19 protein-coding genes are annotated in these 22,243 nt (G+C 43.6%); 10 read left to right on the top strand and 9 right to left on the bottom strand.

Annotation, left to right across the window (positions count from 1 at the left end; translation table 11 throughout):
* Window positions 1–263 precede the first annotated feature (263 nt).
* The 3 genes from DFP79_RS08095 to arsJ all read left to right on the top strand — a co-directional run bounded on the left by DFP79_RS08095 (window position 264) and on the right by arsJ (window position 3,014).
* A complete protein-coding gene (locus tag DFP79_RS08095) occupies window positions 264–614 on the top strand; it encodes a metalloregulator ArsR/SmtB family transcription factor (RefSeq protein ID WP_279526498.1) in 351 nt (116 codons plus the stop codon).
* A 72-nt stretch (window positions 615–686) separates the two neighbouring features.
* A complete protein-coding gene (locus tag DFP79_RS08090; protein ID WP_133503427.1) occupies window positions 687–1,697 on the top strand; it encodes an ArsJ-associated glyceraldehyde-3-phosphate dehydrogenase in 1,011 nt (336 codons plus the stop codon).
* Window positions 1,698–1,784: 87 nt separating this feature from the next.
* Complete coding sequence (gene arsJ, locus DFP79_RS08085) at window positions 1,785–3,014, top strand: organoarsenical effux MFS transporter ArsJ (protein WP_133503426.1); 1,230 nt, start codon at window positions 1,785–1,787, stop codon at window positions 3,012–3,014.
* Window positions 3,015–3,136: 122 nt separating this feature from the next.
* On the opposite strand, the gene DFP79_RS08080 is transcribed toward arsJ, so the two are convergent.
* Together DFP79_RS08080 and DFP79_RS08075 are read right to left on the bottom strand one after the other, a co-directional pair.
* Entirely contained in the window at window positions 3,137–3,559 is a 423-nt protein-coding gene (locus DFP79_RS08080) for a hypothetical protein (RefSeq protein ID WP_133503425.1), read from the bottom strand.
* Between the two features lie 107 nt (window positions 3,560–3,666).
* Window positions 3,667–4,560 carry a LysR family transcriptional regulator gene (locus tag DFP79_RS08075; RefSeq protein WP_133503424.1) on the bottom strand — a complete coding sequence of 298 codons (894 nt, stop codon included), beginning with the start codon at window positions 4,558–4,560 and terminating at the stop codon, window positions 3,667–3,669.
* 166 nt (window positions 4,561–4,726) lie between these two features.
* On the opposite strand from DFP79_RS08075, the gene DFP79_RS08070 reads away from it, so the two are divergent.
* Complete coding sequence (locus DFP79_RS08070) at window positions 4,727–5,875, top strand: FAD-dependent oxidoreductase (protein ID WP_133503423.1); 1,149 nt, start codon at window positions 4,727–4,729, stop codon at window positions 5,873–5,875.
* 436 nt (window positions 5,876–6,311) lie between these two features.
* Here DFP79_RS08070 and rep read toward each other — a convergent pair whose 3' ends face one another.
* From rep to DFP79_RS08050, 4 genes are all read right to left on the bottom strand, one after another.
* Window positions 6,312–8,360: a DNA helicase Rep gene (rep, locus tag DFP79_RS08065; RefSeq protein WP_133503422.1), complete on the bottom strand. Its 2,049-nt coding sequence runs from the start codon at window positions 8,358–8,360 to the stop codon at window positions 6,312–6,314.
* 108 nt (window positions 8,361–8,468) lie between these two features.
* Window positions 8,469–9,374 carry a bile acid:sodium symporter family protein gene (locus tag DFP79_RS08060; protein ID WP_208111407.1) on the bottom strand — a complete coding sequence of 302 codons (906 nt, stop codon included), beginning with the start codon at window positions 9,372–9,374 and terminating at the stop codon, window positions 8,469–8,471.
* A 153-nt stretch (window positions 9,375–9,527) separates the two neighbouring features.
* Window positions 9,528–11,045 carry a YifB family Mg chelatase-like AAA ATPase gene (locus tag DFP79_RS08055; RefSeq protein WP_133503421.1) on the bottom strand — a complete coding sequence of 506 codons (1,518 nt, stop codon included), beginning with the start codon at window positions 11,043–11,045 and terminating at the stop codon, window positions 9,528–9,530.
* 80 nt (window positions 11,046–11,125) lie between these two features.
* Entirely contained in the window at window positions 11,126–11,365 is a 240-nt protein-coding gene (locus tag DFP79_RS08050; RefSeq protein WP_133503420.1) for an accessory factor UbiK family protein, read from the bottom strand.
* 548 nt (window positions 11,366–11,913) lie between these two features.
* Between DFP79_RS08050 and glnK the strand changes: the two genes are divergently transcribed.
* The 3 genes from glnK (at window position 11,914) to radA (ending at window position 15,217) form a co-directional block, all read left to right on the top strand.
* A complete protein-coding gene (gene glnK / locus DFP79_RS08045) occupies window positions 11,914–12,252 on the top strand; it encodes a P-II family nitrogen regulator (protein WP_133503419.1) in 339 nt (112 codons plus the stop codon).
* Between the two features lie 45 nt (window positions 12,253–12,297).
* Window positions 12,298–13,560: an ammonium transporter gene (locus DFP79_RS08040; RefSeq protein ID WP_133503418.1), complete on the top strand. Its 1,263-nt coding sequence runs from the start codon at window positions 12,298–12,300 to the stop codon at window positions 13,558–13,560.
* A gap of 271 nt (window positions 13,561–13,831) precedes the next feature.
* Window positions 13,832–15,217 carry a DNA repair protein RadA gene (gene radA, locus DFP79_RS08035; RefSeq protein ID WP_133503417.1) on the top strand — a complete coding sequence of 462 codons (1,386 nt, stop codon included), beginning with the start codon at window positions 13,832–13,834 and terminating at the stop codon, window positions 15,215–15,217.
* A 15-nt stretch (window positions 15,218–15,232) separates the two neighbouring features.
* On the opposite strand, the gene DFP79_RS08030 is transcribed toward radA, so the two are convergent.
* Window positions 15,233–15,529, bottom strand: coding sequence for a DUF1289 domain-containing protein (locus DFP79_RS08030; RefSeq protein WP_133503416.1), 297 nt, complete (start codon window positions 15,527–15,529; stop codon window positions 15,233–15,235).
* 33 nt (window positions 15,530–15,562) lie between these two features.
* Window positions 15,563–16,225, bottom strand: coding sequence for a COG3904 family protein (locus DFP79_RS08025; protein WP_208111406.1), 663 nt, complete (start codon window positions 16,223–16,225; stop codon window positions 15,563–15,565).
* A 414-nt stretch (window positions 16,226–16,639) separates the two neighbouring features.
* Here DFP79_RS08025 and DFP79_RS08020 point away from each other — a divergent pair, with 414 nt between their 5' ends.
* The 3 genes from DFP79_RS08020 to DFP79_RS08010 all read left to right on the top strand — a co-directional run bounded on the left by DFP79_RS08020 (window position 16,640) and on the right by DFP79_RS08010 (window position 21,890).
* Window positions 16,640–17,749 carry an efflux RND transporter periplasmic adaptor subunit gene (locus tag DFP79_RS08020; protein ID WP_013662560.1) on the top strand — a complete coding sequence of 370 codons (1,110 nt, stop codon included), beginning with the start codon at window positions 16,640–16,642 and terminating at the stop codon, window positions 17,747–17,749.
* A 2-nt stretch (window positions 17,750–17,751) separates the two neighbouring features.
* Complete coding sequence (locus DFP79_RS08015; protein ID WP_133503415.1) at window positions 17,752–20,832, top strand: efflux RND transporter permease subunit; 3,081 nt, start codon at window positions 17,752–17,754, stop codon at window positions 20,830–20,832.
* A gap of 77 nt (window positions 20,833–20,909) precedes the next feature.
* Window positions 20,910–21,890, top strand: coding sequence for a LysR family transcriptional regulator (locus tag DFP79_RS08010; protein WP_243730231.1), 981 nt, complete (start codon window positions 20,910–20,912; stop codon window positions 21,888–21,890).
* Here the strand turns inward: DFP79_RS08010 and DFP79_RS08005 are convergent.
* On the bottom strand, window positions 21,887–22,099 hold the full coding sequence (locus tag DFP79_RS08005; RefSeq protein ID WP_133503413.1) for a DUF1653 domain-containing protein: 213 nt from the start codon (window positions 22,097–22,099) through the stop codon (window positions 21,887–21,889). The two genes, DFP79_RS08010 and DFP79_RS08005, sit on opposite strands and share 4 nt — an antisense overlap.
* Between the last annotated feature and the right edge of the window lie 144 nt (window positions 22,100–22,243).

Below are 22,243 nucleotides of genomic sequence, written 5' to 3'. Positions count from 1 at the left end.
TAGTATTTGCAGAGTTTGCACTAAATATGCAGTAACGTCATTTTTTAATTCGAATTTAAAGAGTAGATTGCAATCGATTAAATAAACACCAAATTGAAACAAATTACCTTCATACTCATTTTCACGCTCAACATGCCCCATGTTAGAAGGCCTTTATTAAGAAAAAATTAACTTATAAAAAAACATATTCGATTTTCCATATATGAGTTTCCGTGCTACTGTTATGGTTCCATTAGCGTCGGCAATTAAACAAACAGCTTATGATCACTCCTGTGACGTTATTCAAATCTTTAGCAGACGAAACTCGTCTAAAAAGCATCCTTCTTATTACTCAAGAAAAAGAGCTTTGCGTCTGTGAACTGCAGCACGCTTTAGACGAAAGTCAGCCGAAAATTTCTCGCCATTTAGCTCAACTAAAACAAATCGGTCTCCTTCAAGATCGCCGAAATGGAAAGTGGGTTTACTACCGTATGCATGATGACTTATCTGGTTGGGTCAATGAGATCATTGCGCTGGCGCTTACGAACAATGCCAATTTTCTATCCACTGCTTCTGAAAGCCTGTTTGCTATGGGCGATAGACCAACGCGCATCGCGTCCTGCTGTGAAACGTAAACAGATGAATTAAGAACGCAGAAACACTCTTAGCCACGACACCCGACATAAACATTTTTTGGAGGAATATTGATGACAATTAAAGTAGGTATAAACGGTTTTGGACGCATGGGGCGACTCTCTTTTAGAGCTGCTTTTGACTGGGAAGGCATCGAGTTTGTACAAATAAACGACCCTGCGGGCGATGCTGAGACATTGGCTCATCTTATTAGTTTTGATTCTATACATGGACGCTGGCACCACGAAGCATCGTCAGAAAACAATACGATGATCATCGGTGAACACCACATTAATTGCACCCAAAACATGCAAATCGGCGACACTGATTGGTCAGGGTGTGACGTTGTCATAGAAGCCTCTGGCAAAATGAAAACTAAGGCTTTATTAAACGCGTACCTTGAACAAGGTGTAAAACGTGTTGTAGTCACCGCCCCTGTAAAAGAAGAAGGCGTTCTTAACGTTGTCATGGGCGTCAATCACGAAGATTACGATCCCGCTTCCCACCCAATAGTAACCGCTGCGTCTTGTACAACTAATTGCCTAGCTCCGGTTGTCAAAGTATTGCATGAAAAAGTTGGTATCAAACACGGCTCCATGACAACGATTCATGACATCACAAATACGCAAACTATTTTGGACGCACCGCATAAAGACCTGCGTCGTGCCCGCGCTTGTGGAATGAGCCTTATACCAACGACAACTGGCTCAGCAACCGCAATCACTCATATTTTTCCAGAACTAAAAGGCAAGTTAAATGGTCACGCCGTCCGTGTCCCATTGGCTAATGCTTCCTTAACGGACTGCGTATTTGAAATGGATCGCGAAGTCACGGAGAGTGAAATCAATTCTCTATTGCAACAAGCCTCCGAGAACGAATTAAACGGAATATTAGGCTTTGAAGAACGCCCTCTTGTGTCGATCGATTACCGTACTGACCCGCGTTCCAGCATCATTGATGCGCCATCAACGATGGTCGTCAACGACACTCAAGTAAAACTCTACGTGTGGTATGACAACGAATGGGGCTACGCGAACCGTACCGCAGAACTCATGCGCATGGTCGCAGAACTCGACCGTCGTTAATGCACCGAACCCTAAAACCACAACACTAACATCCGCTACGTGATTCCTTCCCCTTCGGGGGAAGGCCAAGATGAGGTCACTCTTTTCATGCGAGCACTGAGCCAGCTTCCAGCCAATGTAAAACAATATCTTGTTATAACAGGCAACTACTGGGCTTTTACACTGACCGACGGTGCATTGCGAATGCTCGTTGTTCTGTATTTTCACGACCTTGGGTACGGCCCACTGTCGATTGCCATGTTATTTCTGTTTTATGAGTTTTTCGGAGTCGTTACCAACCTCGTTGGTGGGTGGCTTGGCGCGCGCATTGGTTTAAACAAGACCATGAATATCGGCCTCGCCTTGCAAATCGTTGCACTCGGTATGTTGCTGGTTGAGGCATCATGGTTAACGGTACCTTGGGTCATGGCCGCACAAGCGCTGTCTGGTATCGCAAAAGACCTTAATAAAATGAGCGCCAAGAGCAGCATAAAAGTACTGGTCCCAGAAAATGCAAACCAATCACTCTATAAATGGGTTGCTCTGCTCACGGGTTCTAAAAACGCATTGAAAGGCATTGGCTTCTTTTTAGGTGGGGCTTTACTGGCTGCTTTCGAATTTCAAGGCGCTATTCTTATCATGTGGGTCGCACTGGCGATTGTCTGGCTATTCAGCCTTTGGGCTCTAAAAGACGATCTAGGGAAAGCAAAATACAAGCCTAAATTTAAGGATCTATTATCGAAAAGCCGAGCGATCAACACACTGTCGGCTGCGCGCTTATTCTTATTTGGTGCTCGCGATGTTTGGTTTGTGATTGCCTTGCCTGTATACCTTTCAATGACACTGGAGTGGGATCATTGGCTAGTAGGTGGCTTTATGGCCGCATGGATAATCGGGTATGGCGTTATTCAAGCCTTCGCACCGAATTTTACAGGCAAGAAACAAGGGAAAACGCCTGATGGACGCGCAGCGCTGTTTTGGGCATTGAGTTTAACGCTTATTCCCGCTGCGATTGCCTTATCGCTCGATGTATCCGAACAATGGAACACCACGATATTAATCAGTGGTTTGTTACTGTTCGGAGCGTTATTTGCTATCAACTCCTCCTTACACAGTTACCTTATTGTGCTTTATGCAAAAGGGGATGGAGTATCGTTAGACGTAGGTTTCTACTACATGGCGAATGCGATGGGGCGACTGATCGGCACTATCTTGTCAGGTTTACTTTTCGAAAGTTACGGATTGGTAACCTGTTTATGGGTATCTAGCGGATTTATTTTGATCACATCCATACTTTCAATATCCTTACCCAGACACAGACACAGACAACAACCTTGAGCACAGTTTAATTAAACCATGCTATTTAACTGCTATTCACTAGGCACAGCTAATCGATGATGAATGAAAAGACTCCAAACTGATGTCTTAAGGAAGTCCGCTTAAACTAATTTATTAACCTATTATCGAGTAAACACCATTCTTACCGCCCTGCCGTCTTCACCCCATGGCGTGATGTTTGTCATTTGGAGAACAAGTGTTCCATCAGGGCGTTCAGACAGTTTACTTTGCCACCCCCAGTTAGGGTTGTTCGGAACTTCATACTCATAGCTCAGCGTAAAAACCCCCCACGCTTGAGGCACATTTAAGCACTGCACAGATTCTTGCTGATGCCAGCTGTCTACCCAAACCGCACCGCTATCATTAAACACGAAGCTTCCTTGTTTTTTCTCGCCTTCAAAGGTCCAAACATAGTGAATGGAATCTGCTTTGATCATTAATTCACAAGGATACGTGTCGGCATTGTTGCCTTCAGGATCAAGCCATAACTCTCCGTTTCCGAGCCATTTTGTTCCTGACATTTTTTCAAGCCATTGCATTATCATAGATAACCTCTATTCAGTCGTATTTTCAGTAGGCTGCTTTCTATCGACCACTCATTTACCACCCGCATCTCTTAGTCAATAGTTCAGCCACAAACCTTATTCAGTACTCAAGGGCTGACAATGCTTCTAACCCTCTTTTCCAAGTGCGCCAGAAACGCTTTCACTTTCGCTAAGGGGTATTTTCTTCCCGAGTATAAGGCATATAAAACAAGATCCTCAGGAATACAGTCTAGCTCAACCTTAATAAGAGACCCTTGTTCAATTTCTGTTTCACATGCATGAATAGGGAGTATCGCAAAACCAAGCCCTCTCAGCGCTGCCGCTTTTGCCATTTGGCCACTGTTAACCTTGTAGCTAGAGACAACTTGAATAGTACGGCCATTTTGAAAATTCCACGGCATGCCCTGCAAAACTGATAGACTTGTGATACAAGGGGCCTTACTCAATTCCTCTACGGTTTGCGGCATTGGATGACGAGCCATTAACTGCGGAGCAACAACAATACAACTCGGCCAACGCATTACTTCCTTAGCAACCCAACCCGAATCTTCTAATTGCCCGCGACCAAACCTTAAGACAAGGTCGAACCCCTCTAGGAGGCCTTCGGTGGGGTTTAGTTGCGTATCACAACTGAGCTTTATTCGAGGATTTTGGAGGCAAAATTCTGCAACGATATCCGCTAAAAAAGACAAGTCAGGCATTATAAGTTTTAAATGACCCGCAAGTGAATCGCCATCAAGGCAAACTTCTTCCAGCAAATCATCGAGCGCCAATGTGATGGGGGCAATGCCATGATAGAGCTTTTCGCCTGCCGCTGTAGGCGTCATTTTTCGTGTTGTCCGTTCTAACAACCTTAAGTTGAGAGCTTGTTCGAGCAAAGCAACATGTCGGCTCACATTAGAAGTCGGCATCTGTAATTTCTGCGCAGCACATTTAAAGCTCAATGCTTCGTACACAGCCTTGAAACTAAGCAGCCATTGCAGCTCTACACTTTCTATCATCTTTTATCTCGCATTTTTTCCTCACACATTTATCTCATACCTGTATCACATACTTTAACCCCTTTTATTATCTCAAAATACGGGATTATTAAACCAAATAAGATAGGTTTATCCTATTTAATGGCTTTGTAAGAATACCTTCGAAATATACTATCGAGGTAGAAAAATGAACAGTATGAAAAAAATTATCATCATCGGGGCGGGGATATCGGGAATGGCCTTTGCTATTTTAGCGAAAAGAAAAGGCTTTCAGGTAAGCATGTATGAACGCGCTTCTTGTATCTCATCAATCGGGGCTGGCGTCACTCTGTGGCCAAATGCCATGTTTGTTTTAGATAAAATGGGGCTTTCAAAAACAATAGAATGTGCCGGAGGAGCCCCAAAGTTTACACGCCAGTATGACAAGGATGGTATTCAACAATCTGAATTAGACATTGAGGCGATAAATAGACTAAGTAATGCTCCCTGTGTGACAATATTTCGCCGTGACCTGCTGGCGATCCTCGCAGAAGCATTGGAGAAAATAGAAGTGAAGATTCACTTCAATCACGCCATTACAGAACAAGATATTGATAGACTAAAACAAGATGCTGATCTCGTGGTTGGGTGCGATGGCCGTATGAATTCACCCGTTCGAAAGTATCTATACACTGATAAAGTACTCCCTAAGTACCAAGGTTTCATCAACATTGTCGGTATCAGCCAGTTAAAAACCGACACACTAGATCACGCTATTCAAGATTATCGATTTAATGATCATGAAACCAAACAAGAACGCTTTGGCATTGTACCAGTGAAAAATAACCAGTGTTTTTGGGCCGCTGCATGGCGTACCGAGATGGACAAAGAAAGGCCGTTATCGGATTGGTACAGGGAAATGCATCAACGCTTTCAACTCTGGCCAGAAAACATTCGAAATGTGCTTAGCAGTTACGATAAACCATCACTCAATCGCATCTTTGTTCATGATCTAGATCCGCTGCCTTATTGGCATAAAGACAATGTAGTCATGATAGGAGATGCCGCTCACGCTGCTTTACCCACATCAGGACAAGGTGCTTGCCAAGCCTTAGAAGATGCATGGCATCTTGCACAGACTTTAGAGACAGAATGCGTCCAGAAACGCGAAATTGATTTGGACAGTAAGCTGAATACATTCTTTCAAAAACGTATAGCGAAGACCACATCTACTCAAACAATAGGCAGGCAGCTTGCACGACAGATATTCGATATGAATACAGAACCAACGTTAAATCATAAGGCGATTTCAGTAAATCAACTCACTCAACTGTGGATGCAAGGGTTAGAAGTTTAAAAAAACATCCCTTCGACAGGCTCAGGGAACAGAATTATGGTTTAGAGACCAACATTGATAAGGTAAAAAGCCAAACTGCTGGCTGAGCTTGTCGAAGCCTCTTTGTATACCTTTAAATCGATGGTATTAAGCTCCCTTCGACAGGCTCAGGGAACAGTTATTGTGGCTCAGGGAACAGTATTGTAGCTAAGGGAACAGAATTGTGGTTCAGAGACCAACATTGATAAGGTAAAAAGCCAAACTGCTGGCTGAGCTTGTCGAAACCTCTTTGTATACCTTTGAATCGATGGTATTAAGCTCCCTTCGACAGGCTCAGGGAACAGTTATTGTGGCTCAGGGAACGGTTATTGTGGCTAAGGGAATAGTTATTCTAGTTAAGGAAGCAGCATTGACGATGCGATCTACAATCAATCTACCCAATGCCTTCCTTGAATAATTACTTGTTCAACATCGCCTTAAGCGCGGAAAGAGACGCTTTACCTTGTTCTTTCTTTTGTTGTGCTGACTCATCCCCACGACCTTCCCATACAAGGTCTTCTTGAGGCAGCTCATCTAAAAATCGGCTTGGGAGACAATCAATCTCTTCTCCAAATTGGCGGCGCTTCGAAGCCATGGTAATGCATAAGGTGCGTTTAGCTCGAGTAATACCAACGTAAGCGAGTCGTCGCTCTTCTTCAATATCGTCATTTTCGATGCTGTTTCTATGGGGAAGCAGCTCTTCTTCGCAACCAATCAAGAAAACGTGAGGGTATTCAAGCCCTTTGGAAGCATGTAATGTCAGTAGTTGAACTTTGTCTTCATCTTCCTCCTCTTCTTGACGCTCTAGCATATCGATCAAAAGAAGCTTAGCAATCGCTTGATCTAGACCCGCATCAGCGTCTTCTTCCCACGCGGACTCCATCATACGTTGAATGGATTCAATCAAAAAACGTACGTTTTCAATACGACGTTCAGCTGCTTTGGGCGAGCTTGCTTGCTCTTGCAGCCAACCATAGTAGTCGATGTCGTAGATCATTTGTTCGATAACAGGAATCGGAGAGCCTTTCTCCAAACTTTGACGCAAAGTGTCCATCCACTTAGTAAACTCTTGAATACTCCTAAGAGGTTTACCGGTAACACTCTCATCCAATGCTTTATCGCCTGCTGCGGCAAGTAAACTGACCTTAAGCTGATTCGCCAATAAGCCAACTTTTTCTAACGTCGCTGGACCAATGTCACGACGAGGAAGGTTAATCACTCGTAAGAACGCATTATCGTCTTCTGGGTTCACCAATAACCTTAGATAGCCCATCAAATCTTTTATTTCAGCCCGCGAGAAGAATGAGGTTCCGCCATTCATTTTATAAGGAATGCGATATGCCTGAAGTTTAATCTCCAACAACCGGGCCTGATGATTCCCGCGATACAATACAGCAAAGTCTTTGTAGGGAATGTCATTACGAAGATGCTTTGCCTGAATTTCTGCTGCAACGCGTTCACACTCTGCGTCTTCATTTCGTGTCACCATCACTCGTATCGGATCACCGATCCCCAAATCACTCCACAAGGATTTGTCGTAGACGTGTGGGTTATTCGCGATCAAGGTATTGGCTGATTTTAATATCGTTTTTGTTGAACGGTAGTTTTGCTCAAGCTTTACCAGCTTTAAGTTTGGGTAGTCGACTGACAGTTGTTCTAGGTTCTCAGGACGAGCGCCTCGCCATGCATAAATGGACTGATCATCATCCCCAACCAAGGTAAAACAGCGGCGAAAACCAGCTAAAAGACGAATCAATTCGTATTGACTGGTATTGGTATCTTGACACTCGTCGACCAACAAATAGCGCACCTTCTTCTGCCACTTATCACGCAACGCTTCATCAGACATCAATAAGCTGACGGGGAGTAAAATCAGATCATCGAAATCCACTGCATTGTAGGCACGCAAATATCGTTGATATTGTGCGTATACCTGAGCGGCTAGCAATAATTCTTCGGTGTCCGCATTAACAACCGCTTGTTGGGTTGGAATAAGATCATTTTTCCAATTGGAAATAGTATGCTGACAGTAGGCAGTAGAGTCCGTTTGACCATTAAATTCTTTATCTAGAATTTCTTTAATGAGTGCCTGACCGTCTTGCGCATCAAACAGAGTGAAGCCTTCTTTCAGTCCTGCCTTTCTGTACTCCCGACGCAGTATATTCAAGCCGAGCGTATGAAACGTCGAGATACTTAAGCCACGGCTTTCTTCCTTAGAAAGCATACTAACGACGCGTTCTTTCATTTCTCGTGCCGCTTTATTCGTAAAGGTCACGGCAACGATACTGGAGGCTCTGAATCCACAGGTTTGAATTAAATAAGCGATTTTAGTGGTAATTACGCTTGTCTTTCCTGATCCCGCACCAGCAAGCACCAAGAGTGGACCATCAATTTGTTTAACCGCTTCTAACTGGCGATTATTGAGGCTTTTTAATCGCTGTGCAATTGAAGGTATAGCTTGGCTCATGAGGGACTCTGCGTAATGGACGGATTGAGATATTTTACCTGATCATCAACGCAGTGGCACTCATTTGTCTTTCGCGTTTTTCCTCAAACAACATAGAAAAAAACGTAATCAGACTTTCTTCTCTCGTCGACTCCAGTATCCAGCCAGCAACGAACCGGAAATATTATGCCAAATACTAAAAATGGAACCGGGAAGCGCCGACATTGGCGTAAAAAACTTGATTGCAAGCGCTGAAGCTAATCCTGAATTTTGAAGCCCGACTTCAAATGCAATAGTCCGACACGTTTTGTCATCGAAACCTAAGGCAAAAGTCACCCAATAACCCAGCATTAAACCTATTCCATTGTGAAGCATCACGGCAAACATGACGGACACACCTAGAGTTGAGAGATTATCAGCACTCAATGCCACAACAATCGCGATGATAAATACAATGGTAAACATCGAAACATAAGGGAGAATACCGTTAATTTTTCTAACATATCGATTTAAAAATGTATTCGCTAATACTCCTACGGCGACGGGAATTAACACGATTTTAAGCAGACTAATGAACATCGTGTAAGTCGGCACATTTACACTTTGGCCGATGAAAGCAGACACCAACAATGGCGTAAGTATGACACCCGTTAACGTTGAGATAGCTGTCATAGAAACTGAAAGCGCGACATCCCCTTTTGCTAAGTAACACATCACATTGGATGCCGTGCCACCAGCAACACTGCCCACAAGCAGCATACCAATGGTAAGTTCAAGGCTAAAACCCATCACGGTTGCAATGCAATATGCTGAAATCGGCATCACTAAAAACTGCAAAATAACACCGACCATGACTGCTTTTCGATTTACAAACACTTTTTTGAAGTCATCAAGCTGCAACGTCAACCCCATCGACAGCATGATAACCATTAACAAAGGAACGATACTTAATTTAAATGAAACAAATAGATCAGGAATAAGATATGCACAAAACGATAACAAAACAGCCCAGAGGGGAAACAACTGCACAACCATATCAACAATCTCCAATGTTGAAATGCCTCGAATCCTTATATAAGAGACATATGATATAAGTAAAAGCCATTTTTACTGGCTAATACGGTCAGAGTCAACCAAGTCACCGAATCTTTATAAAATGCATTATCTAAATACATTAGCCTAAATACATTAGCCACCCACAGCGGCTGATAACATCTTTTCCATTTTTCGATACCCAAGTGATTCCATCAAATGCTTACGCGACACATCAACACCTTCCAAGTCAGCGAGCGTGAGTGCCACTTTCAAGACTCGATGATAAGCTCTTGCTGAGAGCTTTAATCTTTCCAAAGCTTGTTGCATGAATGCCTTATCGTCGTCATTAAGATTGCAAATCAACTCAAGTTTTCGACCTGACAAAAGTGCGTTTTGGGAACCCTGCCGAGAACGCTGTCTTGCCACTGCCTGCTCTACTCGTTCCCGAATTAACTTACTGGGTTCGCCTGATTCATTTTGATCAACCAACAAACTAGAGGGAAGTGGTGGAACCTCAACATGCAAATCAATACGGTCTAAGAAAGGAGCTGACAATTTTTTGAGGTACTTCTGGCTTGCCTGCGATTGATAGTAATCTTGCTCGCCTTTGTAAGCTTCGTTACTTGCATTCATTGCCGCCACAAGCTGAAACCGAGCAGGGTAAGATACTTGACCGCGAGCGCGTGAGAGGTGTATTTCGCCATTTTCCAACGGTTCACGTAAAACTTCTAACACTTTACGATCGAATTCCGGCAACTCATCAAGAAATAACACACCTCGATGCGCTAAAGAAGCTTCACCGGGTTTCGGAATGGAACCGCCTCCAACTAACGCTGCCGCGGAGCTTGAGTGGTGCGGTGAACGGAAAATCCGTTGCGACCAAAACCAATCATGACCCATTTTTCTGCCCGAAACAGATTGAACCGACGCGACTTCCAATGCTTCCTTTTCAATCATCTTAGGCATAATTCCCGGAAGGCGTGACGCTAACATGGTTTTGCCTGTTCCGGGAGGGCCTACAAACAACAAGTTATGTCCTCCAGCTGCGGCAACTTCTAACGCTCGCCGAGCTTGATACTGTCCTTTGACATCGGCCATATCGGGCAATTTCTTCGAAACACCTTCACATACATTCCGGCTAAGCTGACAAACAGGTAACTTACTTTGTCCCAATATATGTGCAGTCACTTGTGTTAAGAAGGCCGCATAAAGCGCATCAGACTCGACTAAACCGGCCTCCTGTTCATTTCCTGCAGAACAAATAAGCTGCCTGCCCGCTTTAGCGCATGCAACCGCAGAGGGCAGCAAGCCAGTGATCGCCCTTACATCCCCTGCTAAAGACAACTCTCCCAAAAATTCATACTGACGAAGCTCTGAATCTCCAAGTTGCCCAGATGCAAGCAGTATACTTATCGCTATAGCGAGATCGTAACGCCCACCCTCCTTCGGCAAATCGGCTGGAGCTAAATTGATGGTAATACGTTGCGTTGGGAATTCGAAATGGCTGTTTTGAATCGCGCTGCGCACTCGATCCTTCGCTTCGCGCACTGCTGCCTCAGGCAAACCAACGATATTTAATGCAGGCAAACCGTTTGATATATGGGTTTCTACGGTTACCAAAGGAGAGTCGACCCCGACACGGGCACGACTGTATATAGTAGCTAAACTCATGATCACTCCTTGATCAGTTTCCAATTGAAACGAACTTTTCGTCTCAACTGCCCTATTTTTTCAATAGGGCTTCCATTTTATTATTCAGTTTTCTCAAGTTCTTCTAAACGCGCCTCAAGCTCAACAAGGCGCTTTCGGTAGGTAGCAAGCATGTCGGCTTGTACTTCAAACTCTTCGCGCGTAACCAAATCCATTTTAGTAAGCGTCTCTTTAGCTACTTGGTGCAGTTGTTGCTGAATTTCTTCAGCTGGAATTTTGCCTAATGTAGTCGCAGCTTGCTCTAAACCTGCTCCCATTTGTTTGATAAATTGATCTAGCATACTCGCCTCTTGCATTAAGACTGACCGATAGGGTGCTTTTGGCACTGTTATCGCTCAAGTATACAAAGCAATGAAGAGATATAAAAAGAAATCTTCAATAAGCGCCAATTTGAACGACTAAAACCCTATGGAACACTCTATTAAGGTAGATTCGATTTGTTGACCAATGAATTGCACTAATTTCGCACACGGTTGGAATACGCTTTAATATCGTGCACTGACGAGAAAAAAGTGATCCGAGTTGGCAAGGGCTTCTCCTAAACATTAATAACAATGTCTAAAAAAACGCCTCTAAATAGTAGAAAACCAAATAGTTAACCCTTATTTAGAGCGGAAACAGCAAGGCAAAACACACCAGCACCAAAAAAGTGCGAGCGCACCATCTAAAAACAAAATATCCCTACAAAGTCGCAAGATCAGTGCTTACTTTTTTCCTCCTCTTTTCTCTAGCCCTTATGAATGCTCGCTCTAAGGATTATGGCACGCATATTGAATAGAGGACTTTACTCGCAATACGAGATAATCCTAAAACTAAGGAGATTGCCAGAATGAAGCTTATCACTGCCATCATCAAGCCTTTTAAATTGGATGATGTTCGCGAAGCCCTATCTGAAATCGGTGTTCAAGGTATCACTGTTACAGAAGTAAAAGGATTCGGACGTCAAAAAGGCCATACAGAACTCTACCGTGGTGCGGAGTATGTAGTAGATTTCCTACCTAAAGTAAAAATTGAACTTGCTATCGCAGACGATATGACTGATCAAGTCGTTGAAGCGATTTCTAGTTCTGCAAACACAGGAAAAATCGGCGACGGTAAAATCTTTATCGTTAATTTAGAGCAAGCGGTTCGTATTCGTACCGGAGAGACTGGGGAAGACGCGGTTTAAATAATAAAACCGTTTTAATCTTACAAGCCTTTAGGGGGGCGAAAAATGCAAGAAGTTTATCACTTACAATATGCTATGGACACCTTCTACTTTCTGGTGTGTGGTGCATTAGTTATGTGGATGGCAGCTGGGTTTGCCATGTTAGAAGCGGGCCTAGTTCGCTCTAAAAACACCACTGAAATTCTTACCAAGAACGTCGCTTTGTTTGCGATCTCTTGTATCATGTATCTAGTTGTCGGTTACCACATCATGTACGGTGGCGATTGGTTCCTATCTGGTATTCAAGACGTAGATGTTGCATCTACTCTATCTGACTTTGACGGTCGTGAAGGCGGTTTCGAAGGCGGCTCAATCTACTCTGGCGCTTCTGACTTCTTCTTCCAAGTTGTATTCGTTGCGACTGCAATGTCTATTGTCTCAGGTGCTGTTGCTGAACGCATGAAACTTTGGGCTTTCTTAGCCTTCGCAGTTGTAATGACAGCGGTTATCTACCCACTTGAAGGTGGTTGGACTTGGGGCGGCAACGATGTATTCGGTATGTACAACCTTGGCGACATGGGCTTCTCTGATTTCGCAGGCTCAGGCATTGTACATATGGCGGGTGCTGCAGCTGCACTAGCGGGTGTTCTTGTACTGGGTGCTCGTAAAGGCAAATATGGCCCGAACGGTGAAGTACGTGCGATTCCTGGTGCTAACCTTCCTTTAGCAACACTAGGTACATTTATTCTTTGGATGGGTTGGTTCGGTTTCAACGGCGGTTCTGTATTGAAACTGGGTGATATCGCTAACGCTAACTCTGTTGCAATGGTATTCCTTAATACAAACGCAGCAGCAGCAGGCGGTGCAATCGCAGCTCTTATCCTAGCTCGCATTTTGTTCGGCAAAGCTGACCTTACAATGCTATTAAACGGTGCGCTTGCTGGTCTTGTAGCAATCACTGCTGAGCCTTCTACACCATCTGCACTGGGTGCAACTCTAATTGGTGTTGTCGGTGGTTTGATCGTTGTTGTATCTATCCTAACATTGGATAAATTGAAAATTGACGATCCAGTAGGTGCTATCTCTGTACACGGTGTTGTTGGTGTTTGGGGTCTACTTGCAGTGCCTCTAACAAACGACGGAGCAACATTCGGCGGTCAAATCGCTGGTGGCCTAACAATCTTTGTATGGGTATTCGTTGCTAGCTTGGTTGTTTGGTTAATTCTGAAATCTATCATGGGCATCCGTGTCTCTGAAGAAGAAGAGTACGAAGGCGTTGACCTTGCAGAATGTGGTATGGAAGCATACCCTGAGTTCACTAAGAACTAAGATACACCTTAATCCAATCGCTTTATCGCAAAGATAGAGCTTGGATCAAGATAAAACAAACCCTCGCATCTGCGGGGGTTTGTTGTTTTTAGCCCACATTAATTACTTATCCTCTGTTACTATTAAACGTAAAATCAAATTGTTTAATTCCCCTCCTAGCCTCCCCCTTATAAAGGGGGAGGAACAGCGCTGAGATATTTCAATTTCCCTCCCCTTCATAAGGGGAGGGGGTGGGGTCGTTACTAAAAGCATAACAACTCAGAGACAAATAATGGCAAAAGCAAAAACAGCCTTTGTATGCAATGACTGCGGTTCCGATTACGCTAAATGGCAAGGACAATGTCAAGCATGTGGCGCATGGAATACACTTCAGGAAATACGTCTTACCTCTCCAAAAACATCTGCCCGAGTGGCTGCCACTCAGGACCCTAGACGACAAGGTTACGCAGGTTCTACTACCCAAGTACAAGACTTATCAGAAGTAAACCTTGGCGACGTCCCACGCTTTAGCTCAGGGGCCAGTGAATTTGATCGAGTGTTAGGCGGAGGTTTAGTTCCAGGTGGTGTGGTTCTAATCGGCGGGCATCCGGGTGCGGGTAAAAGCACATTACTTTTGCAAACCATGTGCTGGCTCGCTCAGCAGCAAGGAGCGCTTTACGTAACAGGGGAAGAGTCGCTACAACAAGTTGCCATGCGAGCACAGCGATTAAACCTCCCGACTCAGAATTTAAAAATGCTTTCAGAAACCAATGTCGAGTCCATTCTAAATATCGCAGAACAAGTTAAACCTAAAGTGATGGTGATCGACTCCATACAAGTGATGCATTTGGATGGCATTGAATCTGCTCCGGGCAGTGTTTCACAAGTACGTGAAAGTGCAGCGGTTTTAACCCGTTTCGCAAAGCAGACTCAAACAGCTGTCTTACTTGTAGGCCATGTAACAAAAGACGGTTCTCTCGCCGGTCCAAAAGTGCTTGAGCACATGGTAGATTGTTCTGTGTTGTTAGAAGGCTCAGAAGACTCTCGTTTTCGTACTCTACGTGGCATGAAAAACCGCTTCGGTGCCATCAATGAACTTGGCGTTTTTGCCATGCTTGAAAATGGTCTTAAAGAAGTTAAAAACCCAAGCTCCATCTTTTTAAACCGTTCAAAGCACCCCGCCGCTGGCAGTCTTGTTATGGTTGTTTGGGAAGGAACTCGACCACTTCTCGTTGAACTGCAAGCACTCGTTGACGAATCTGCGTTTGGTAATCCTAGACGCGTCACAGTGGGCTTTGACCACAACCGTCTCGCTATGCTTTTAGCCGTTTTGCATAAACATGGTGGCCTGCACACATCCGATCAAGATGTTTATTTAAACGTTGTGGGTGGCGTTAAAGTTGTTGAAACAAGTGCTGACCTTGCAGCTATTGCTGCAGTTGTCTCAAGCTTTAGAGATCAAACTCTACCGCATGATTTAGTTGTACTTGGAGAAGTGGGATTGTCTGGCGAAATCCGCCCAGTGCCATCAGGTCAGGAACGCATTACCGAAGCGGCTAAACATGGCTTTACAAAAGCAATCGTTCCAAAAACCAACTGCCCTAAAAAGCCAATTGAAGGTATGTCTGTCATCGGAGTCGAGCGACTTTCAGAGGCACTTGAAGCTATTTTTGGTTAGGTTTTCAGTCAAATATTACTCGTTGTGAGTAACGAGGCTTGAAAATAAATCTGGAATGTCAGCGTCATCAATGCCGTATGGTAATGATGACTCTGCGCCTTCTTTTTTTGTTTTATCCTGACGAGTCTTAATGATTCTTTGCCACCGAGAACGACACAATTGCAATACATGGCGGCGCTCCATATCCGTCATACCATGCCAATAAAAACGCTCTTCTCGACTGCGTAAACACCCTTTGCAATATCCTTTTTTACTGTTTTCGCAAACACCTCGACATGGACTTTCAATCGTAAAAAGTTCAAATTGATCCAAACTTTGCTCCTATTTAGCAACACAAACAGGCTTTCAATCTGTAGCAAGGTGAAAGTCGTAAATTTCTTCAGATGTAAGATAATAAATGCGCTCAGCTGGTGCGGCATTTAGTGAAAACCAGTAAAACCGTTCAGGAACGCCCAGCGATAGATAAAAATTCACATACTCTGCATGCACTGGGTCTGACATATCGATCACCCCCTCCATTTTAATACCACTGCTGGTAGAAGGACTGTTTTGATCTCGCCATGCATGTACCCCAACAGCGGCACCTGGCCCAATAGTTCGCTTTACTCCTCCTAAGAATAGATCCACTCCACCAGACAATACATAGCCAGTACGAGAAATATGAGTGTTTAAACCAAGACGCCTTATAAGACGAGCACTGTTCATAGTTGCCTCTTGATCTAAACTGCCTGGCACATCAACTAACACAAGTTCTGTTACATTTGGATGCTGTTCAATCATAGACTCTAGCGTGATCGAGAGGTCGCTGCCTAATACCCCTGATAAGTAGGCTCTATCGCCTTCAACTATCATTTGAATATTGTTATTTGCTCGAATAACCGAAATATTGGCATCTACATTTGAAGTATTTTGATTTCCTGTGGAAGAACAGCCCATAATAAACAGAGCAACCATCAAAATGAGCGGCCAAACTCCTGAAGTAGCCTGGATCCTTTTTCTACTTAGCATATATCCTCATTAGTCATTGGCAATGGAGCGAAACTGCGTAAGATCAAATCAAAACCGTTATTTCAGTATATACACTGTTACGAACTTCTAGAACGATCATGAAAAAAACAATAGGCTGCGAACATTCTCTCCAAAAAAGAGCACCCTCAATTCACTGTAAAAAATCGAATAAATCACGATATCAACTCTGACCTACAATAAGCATAGATTAGATAATCTTTCGAAGATTAAATACGTGCTATTTAAATCCTTATTTTCCAGCCTGCTTTTCCACGAAATGACACAATTTTCGTCTATATTTAGCAAGATATGAATTTTAGGCATACATGACATATATACACATGAATTCATATTCATTCAGACCAGATATAAAATAAAGTTATTAAATATTTCTTTGACGTTACGGAGTACCGCATGAACCGCTTTTTGCGTAAAACAAACCTGGTGGGCGCTGCCATAATTGCTGCAAGCTTAATTTCAGCCTGCTCTCCAGAAGAAACACAAGTCGTTGCCGAAGAAGTTATCCGACCGGTGAAACTTATTAACGTGGCTTCAACTGAAGCGGAAAACGTTCGTCGTTTTCCCGGTGAACTGCAAGCGAGCGAAGAAGCGTATTTAGCGTTTAGAGTTGGCGGACAGCTTTCCTCTCTAAATGTAGTATCCGGTCAACGAGTAAAAAAAGGCGACTTACTCGCAACACTAGACCCCACTGACTTTAAACTGCAGGTTGAGCTGTCGGAAGCCAACAATCGACTGGCTAAGTCTCAGTTTGGTCGTATAAAAACCATGCTAAAACAAAATGCGACAACAAAATCGCAATATGACGAAGCCAAAGCAAACCTTGATCAAACCTCCAATGCGTTAAAAAGCAGCCGAAATCAACTGGGCTACACCAAATTGTACGCCCCCTTTGACGGCGTAATTGCATCCGTTGATGTGGAAAACTTCCAATACGTCAATGCCACCCAAACGCTTATGCACATCCAGAATATCGATACGATGGATGTATTGTTCCAAGTACCTGAGCACATCGTTGTCAATATTCAGAATCCGACAACAGAAATGATTCCAAACGTTTATATCGACGCCTCTCCTGACTTTGAATATCACGGAATATACAAAGAGCACGAGACAACCTCAAACAAACAAACAAAAGCTTATGACGTTACTTTGGAACTACTCGAAAGTGATGGCGACTCATTATTCTTACTGCCTGGCATGACTGCGAACGTTGACATCGATGTAGGTAAATTACTCGGTAAAAAAGTTCATATTACCGTACCTGTTGAAGCCGTGATGCGTAAGGAAGATACGCAATCAAACACGTCATACAGCATTGTATGGATTTATGATGAATCTACTCAAAGTGTGTCATCACGCCAAGTTGAACTGGGTGAGTTGCAAGACGACAAAATTGAAATTCTGACCGGTCTTAACCCTAACGACAAAGTCGTTGCTGCAGGTATACACAGCCTTACTGAGAATATGAAAGTTCGTCCCTGGACACGAGAGCGAGGCATTTAAACGTGAATATCGCAGGCTATTTTATACAAAGAAAAGTCACTAGTTGGATGGTGACACTGATCTTGTTAGTGGGTGGTTCCATCGCATTTACTAACCTAGGTCAGCTTGAAGACCCTGAATTTACGATTAAAGACACATTGATCGTGACTCTTTACCCAGGCGCTTCACCAGAACAGGTTGAAGAAGAGGTAACTTATCCTATTGAACGGGAACTTCAGAACCTCCCTTACGTTGATAAAATAAAATCAACATCCAAAGCGGGATATTCTAAAGTTCAAATCACCATTAAAGATAAATATCGCGCGCAAGCTCTCAAACAAATTTGGGATGAAGTGCGTAAGAAAATTCGCGATATGTCTGGAACACTTCCTACAGGTGTTCAAACGCCAATTGTGATTGACGATTTTGGTGACGTGTACGGTGTTATGCTGGCGATACACGGTGAAGGCTACCCTTATAAAGATTTAGAAGATTATGTCGATTACCTCAAACGAGAGCTTGTTCTCGTCAACGGTGTCGCTAAAGTTGAAATTTCTGCCGAACAAGATGAGCAAGTCACAATTGAAGTGTCTCGCGCTAAATTGGCAACAATGGGCATCACTACAGATCAATTTAAATCTTTACTTGCTAATCAAAACGCAGTCTCCAATGCGGGCCGAGTTCGAGTAGGTTCTGAGTACATCCGTATTAGCCCAACGGGCGAATTCAAAGACATCTCTGAACTTGAAAACCTCATCGTAGGAACACCTGTTGAAGGTAAGTTAATCCGCTTAAGCGATATCGCTACGATTAAACGAGAATACGTTGACCCACAAGAGCACTATGTGAGCTTTAACGGATCTAACTCTTTATTGTTAGGTATTTCATTCAGCAGTAACGTCAACGTAGTCGAAGTGGGTAAGCGTATTGATCAACGCTTAGATGAACTTAAATACCAACAACCCGTTGGTATCAGCATGGATTCCGTTTACTTCCAGTCAAAAGAAGTGGATCGTTCGGTTAATGATTTCCTATTCAACCTTGTGGCTGCTGTCGGTATCGTTATCCTTGTCCTACTTGTTTTCATGGGCATTTACTCAGGCATTCTAATTGGCCTAATCCTATTGTTAACCATTCTTGGCACCTTCATTGTCATGAATTATTTTGGCATCAACCTTCAACGTATCTCGTTAGGTGGGTTAATTATCGCACTGGGGATGCTGGTTGATAATGCCATTGTTGTAACGGAAGGTGTGTTAATTGGCCTAAAACGAGGCATGACAAAGTTCGACGCTGCCAGCAGTGTTGTTAAACAGACTAAATGGCCCTTGTTAGGCGCAACTGTCATTGCCGTTGTTGCCTTTGCGCCAATCGGATTATCTCCTGACTCTGTCGGCGAGTTCGTAGGTTCGCTTTTTTACGTTCTGCTTATTTCCCTGCTCCTTAGCTGGGTAACGGCAATAACGTTAACGCCTTTCTTTTGCGATCTTTTCTTCAAAGATTCACAGAAGCAAGATGACGAATCTTCTTCTGAAGACCCGTATAAAGGCTTTCTTTTTGTTGGGTACAAATGGCTACTGAACATCGCAATGCGTTTTCGCTGGATAACCGTTGTGCTGTTGATCGCCGCTTTGTTCACATCAGGTTGGGCTTTTCAATTTGTAAAACAGGCATTCTTCCCTCCTTCAACAACACCGATGTTCTATATGAATGTTTGGCTACCTGAAGGAACGCATATTGACGCGACAAAAGACAAAGCCGAAGAGATTGAAGCTAAGCTGATTAAAGATGAGCGCATCGAGTATGTTGTTTCTACTGTAGGTCAAGGTGCGCCGCGCTTCTTGCTTACCTATTCGTCAGAGCAACCTAACTCCAGCTATGCTCAATTCATTATACGAACGCATACTCAGGAAGAAATTCCAGGACTTCTAAAAGAGCTCTATGCTCAGATGAACAAAGAATACCCTGAGATTCATGTTAAATTTGCTCGACTAGAGCTTGGACCATCTTCTGGTGCGAAAGTAGAAGCTCGAGTAAGCGGCCCTGACCCTGAAGTATTACGTAACGTAAGTGAGAAAATCAAAGAGATTTATCATGCTGACGGCGGTCTAGAAAACATCAAAGACGATTGGCGCCAACCGGTCAAAGTGTTACGTCCATTGTTTGACGATGTTCAAGCAAGACGCCTAGGAATCAGTAAAGCTGCACTCGATGACGTATTGCTAACTAACTTCAGCGGTAAGCAAGTTGGTACGTACCGAGACGGTACAGATTTACTTCCGATCATCCTAACGACGCCACACGATGAGCATACTTCCACGGCACAAATTCGTGATATGCAGATCTACAGCCCATCGTCAGGTTCATACGTTCGTCTTGCTACACTGGTAAGTGGCTTTGAGACGGTATGGGAAGATCCAATCATAGAGCGCCGAGATCGTAAAAGAACCATCACGATCATGTCCGACCCTTTAATTCTTGGTGACGAAACCGCCATGTCGGTCTTCAACCGCATTAGAGTGCCTATCGAGGCGATCGAGCTTCCTATCGGCTATAAGCTTGAATGGGGTGGTGAATATGAAAGCAGTAGCGATGCACAGGCTAATATTTTTAGCGCTCTGCCAATGGGTTACTTGTTCATGTTTATCATTACGATATTGCTCTTTAACTCGATCCGAATCCCATTAGTGATCTGGTTCTGTGTCCCTCTCGCGTTAATTGGCGTATCGTCCGGTTTGCTCGTTATGAACACCGCATTCAGCTTCATGGCGTTACTCGGATTTTTGAGTCTATCGGGCATGATCGTGAAAAACGGTATCGTTCTCGCGGACCAAATTAGCTACGAACGAGAGCAAGGAACCGAAATTTACGAAGCAATTTTCATCTCCGCAGTAAGTCGTGTACGCCCAGTTTGTATGGCTGCGATCACCACGATTCTTGGAATGATTCCTTTGCTTTATGATGCGTTCTTTGAAGGAATGGCCGTTGTTATTTCTTTCGGTCTTGGCTTCGCAACAGTCTTAACATTGATAGCGGTCCCGGTTTTCTACGCTATTCTATTCCGTGTTAAATATAGAAAACCTTCAGAGTTTGAAATTAGATAATCTTTAAACGGACTACCAGTTCCCCTTTTACTGGTAGTCTGATTAAGAGCGGTACAACTATGCATGAAGAAAACATAATGAAGCTCGACATTAAGCTATTAGTGTCCTTCATTACGATAATGGAAGAAGGCAGCGTCTCGCGCGCAGCGGAACGATTAAACGTGACTCAACCTGCGTTGAGTAAATCACTTCAGCGTTTACGCACTCTCTTCAACGACCAACTGTTTACGCGACAGGCTTATGGCTTAAGCCCCACAAGCAAAGCAAAAGAACTACACGATCGAGTTCAGCCGATATTGAACTCTCTCACCGATTTAATGAAACCCTCTGAACTCGACTTAAAAACACTAAGTCGCCGCTTTAAAATTCGCGCGAATGAGGGGGATTTAGAAACCTTTATTGAGCCTTTATTAGCGACAATCCATTACGAAGCGCCTGAAGTAAAACTCTCTATCTTAAATTGGGGAGACTCTAACTTTGAAGAGCTTATAAATGGTCAATGCGATATTGGCGTTGTTGCGGTTAATGATACGCCTAGCCATATTCGCAGCACGCTGGTTGGTTACATTGAGGCATGTCTGGTCGTTAGTGAATCTCATCCTCTGTACCATAAAGATGAACTTACCCTTGATGAACTCATGAACTATAAAATTGTGACTCATCATTTCAAAAGCTTAGAACATGCTTCCGCCCAAGCGATTAAGCAACGCCTAAAACAAAAAGGGTACGATGTTGAACCAAAGCTTGAAGCTGAAAGCCTCATGGTTACACTGCAAGCGGTAAAACGCGGTATGGCATTGGTTACTTCAAAATCGATTGGGGAATTATTCTGCTCTATTACAGAACACAAGGAAGGCTTCCACCCAGTAAAAGTGCTGCCTATGCCACAAGAAGCGATCGATCTAGACCCATATAATGGACGACACCCCATTCATATATGTTGGCATGAAAGATACAACAATGACGCAGCACACAAATGGTTGCGCAATAAAATCATCGATTCTATGCGCGAATCTCCATGGGTATTAAGCGAACCTAATACTGATTTACCTATTTAGATCGATTCACGTAACCATTCGAAACGTTGAATCTCCTCATCCTCGACCATAACATTTTCAATGAACATGCTCTTTGGTCGAGCCCACCACCCTCGTTCACCGTACAATGCCTGATAGATTACTAATTCTTCTTCCGTCTCGCTGTGTCTGGCGACGCGCTCAACCCAATATTCTGCCCCTTTGTAGTGGCGGTAAACTCCTGATTTCATAGCAATCTCAAAACTTAATAAATATTTAATGACATAAGGAAGTAGTAACTAAAAAGGCATCAAATTTATCTCTTATCATTGACGACTTCATTGCCTTCCTAAAAACGCTCCTAATCTTGGATCGCAATCCGTTAAAAAGCGAGC

It is taken from the genome of Marinomonas balearica (assembly GCF_004362145.1).
Classification (GTDB): domain Bacteria; phylum Pseudomonadota; class Gammaproteobacteria; order Pseudomonadales; family Marinomonadaceae; genus Marinomonas; species Marinomonas balearica.
The sequence above is the reverse complement of the archived record's forward strand: the minus strand, read 5'-3'. Positions and strand labels throughout refer to the sequence as shown.